Origin of the sequence: Hydrotalea sp. (genome assembly GCF_049968455.1) — a bacterium.
GTDB lineage: Bacteria > Bacteroidota > Bacteroidia > Chitinophagales > Chitinophagaceae > Hydrotalea.
The window spans coordinates 1-2,951 of sequence record NZ_JBMFQT010000049.1; the positions used below are offsets into that span (position 1 = coordinate 1).

3 protein-coding genes are annotated in these 2,951 nt (G+C 34.5%); all 3 read right to left on the minus strand.

Annotated features, from left to right (window positions below; translation table 11 throughout):
• Positions 1-590 (minus strand): FkbM family methyltransferase (locus ACP5P5_RS13600; RefSeq protein WP_428286658.1); only part of this gene is annotated, 590 nt, incomplete at its 3' end.
• Positions 580-1,701, minus strand: coding sequence for a glycosyltransferase (locus ACP5P5_RS13605; RefSeq protein ID WP_428286659.1), 1,122 nt, complete (start codon positions 1,699-1,701; stop codon positions 580-582). The genes ACP5P5_RS13605 and ACP5P5_RS13600, both read right to left, overlap by 11 nt.
• Positions 1,702-1,704: 3 nt before the next feature.
• A complete protein-coding gene (locus ACP5P5_RS13610; RefSeq protein ID WP_428286660.1) occupies positions 1,705-2,859 on the minus strand; it encodes a glycosyltransferase in 1,155 nt (384 codons plus the stop codon).
• Positions 2,860-2,951 lie beyond the last annotated feature (92 nt).

Below are 2,951 nucleotides of genomic sequence, written 5' to 3' on the forward strand. Positions count from 1 at the left end.
CGAGCAATTCTTCTAACAGTTTTATAGGTGTCTTTTGCTAAAGAGATATCAAAACTTTCATGAAACTCAACTGATATTTGTTTTATTTGGGTAATATCAGTATCTGACAGACTTTTGAATAAAACTAACTCTGCGCCTTCAATATCTATTTTCAATATATCGATGGCCGGAATTTTTAATTCAATCATAAGATTATTTAAAGTTTTACTCCTTACCGTAATTGTTTTTTGATAATTCCATTTAGAAGCAATACTTAAAAAAACACTACTGGCTTCATTATTTTCGGAAATTTCAAATGCTATATCGCCCTCTTTATCTGTAATTGCATAGTTTAAGGGGATTAAATTTTTATGCTTAGGTAATTGTGAAAAAAGGACTGGATTGGGTTCAACTATATAACAGGTACAGCCAAATTGATCTAAGATTGCTGAGGAAAAATTTCCCAAATTTCCTCCTAAATCAAAAACAAAATCATTCTTATTAATAGAATGTATTTCCAGATAATGCCCACCTACTAAGGCGACGTTCATTTTTTGAGTGGATAAATAAATAAACTTTAATCTTATTTTGTAAAAAATACTATGCTTCATTGCTTGAAATTAATTGAAGAATCATTTGCTCATACTGACTTTTTAATGTACTCCATGAATAATGGCTGATTGCATATTGCAATAATACAATGGGTTGTACCTTTTTGTCATTGATTTGAAGAATCGCTTCTTTTAATTGACCTTCATTCTGTAGATTTAAATACAATCCATAGTCTCCTAATGTTTGGCGTGTCACCGGATAATCATGTACAATGGGCAACAAACCCGCACTCAAAGCTTCCGGCAATACCCTTGGTAAACCTTCGGACAAAGATGCCAATATAAAATAATCAGCTACACACAAATATTCTAATACCTGTTTACTGTTTACTTGTTTAATGATAAAATTGTTTCCTGGTAGCAACTCATCAGCTAGTTTTATGATTTCATTAGATTCTGCGTCGAATTGACCTAATAAGACTAAAAAAAAATCTGAACGCTTTAATTTATAAAACTCTCGCACCACATAATCCATTCTTTTATGATATTTGTTTAAAGCGCCTACACTAATGATAATTTTTTTGTCAAGCGGCAATCCAAGTTGTTCTCTTACGCCTATTTTATTCTCCAGAATTGCTTTAATTTTTTCCTCCTGAATGGTAATGGCATATGGCAATAAAGTTTGTCGTTCAATTGCAGTCCCCGCTAGGCATGCCTGTTCTACATATAAAGGCAGCAACTGCTGTACATGATCCATCCGTGTAAAAGGGGGACCGTTGGGTGCTCCATTTGAAAACAATAATTGATAGCGAAACTTTATAAATCGACGCAATTGCCAAAGCCAGGTACCTAATTTAAAATCGCTATAGTAAATAACTTTGGGCCGATACCAAAACAACAAAGGCCACATAGCCAACCAAAAACTAAATTGTTCAATGGCATAAGCTTCTGTCCGAAATACTTTCGATAACTTTTTTCCTAAAAAGGAATTCCGCTGAATACAAGGAACCCGAAAACACTGTTTTTCTTTTACACCTCCTCCTTTCAATAAATACAATTGAAAATGTTGACTATCTTTTAACGCTGCAAAACACTCCTCGGTAAATGACTCGTAACCCCTGCGAACATGTCCAACACCGGTACACACTAAAAAAACAATAGGCTTTTTCATTACTTATAGCTTTGCTTGTAGGGTTAAATAAAACTGTGATTGTTCTTTTGCAAGTTCCTGCCACAAAAAAGGGGTTAATTCCTCTGTGTTTGGCTTATTTTTCTTGTATTCAAGTATTTGTTGTACCGCGCCGACGATACCCCTAATCCAATTATTTTTATCACAGGGACCTACGAATGCACCGGATATTTTTTTTGCCAACTGCCCAATATCGCCAACCTCAGATACATAAACGGGTGTTTGAACAGAAAGAAAATCTAAAAATTTTACAGGAAAACGACTCCTATTAAAAGCATTATCAGCCAAAGGAATCAATCCTAAATCCACAGCTGCTGCAATATCTGCAGCATCTGCAGCATTTAAACTTCCAAGATATCGAACCATTGAAGCATATTTGCATCCTCGCATTAGTTGTTCTACATAGGAAGCCGGTGGACCTGCTATTACAAGCGCAAAAGGGGCAGCTATCTGTTCTTTTAAAAAAGAAAATGCCTCTAATATCCAATCTAATTCATCAGCAGTTTTACCAATGTACGCCAAATAAAAAATTTCGTCCTGTAATTTCCATTTACTGCGAAGGCTCTTCTTATCCGGAAGTGTTTTAGGCCAAAACCCGTTTTTTATAATTACAACTTTGTTTGTAAATAATAATAGTCCTTTAAGATAGGTAGAACAAACAGTAACCCCATCTGCTTGTTGTGGTAATTTTTTTTCCAACCAATTTGTGATAAGCATTAAATATTTTTCTCTCCATCCCTTTGGATATAAGAATAAACCGCCGGACCATAAATCATCCCAATCAAACAAAAACAAGGCTTTTCTTTTTGTATAACGTAGATAGTACCATGCTAATGAGGCATGCAAAAAGGGTTGATAAAGGTGATATACATCATATTTTTTTTTGGGCAGATACAGTAACCAACGAAATGCAGAAAAGAAATCATTTGGTGCATATAATAAACGAGCAGTTGGCCAGGATGGTATTATAAAGTAAGTGATGCCATCACGATACTCAATTCTTCTCTTAGCCTTCCAATTATGGTCACCTGCATAAATATCTACTTCGTGTCCCAATAATTGTAATGCACGGGCCATATTATGCCATCTAAAATATGTACCTACCGGATGATTGTATTGTACAAAAAATGCAATGCGCAATTATAAAGTTTTAATAAATTCAAGATTGTTTTGACCGAATATTAATATTTCTTCTAAAATAGTATCAATATTCCATTTGGGTTCCCAGCTCC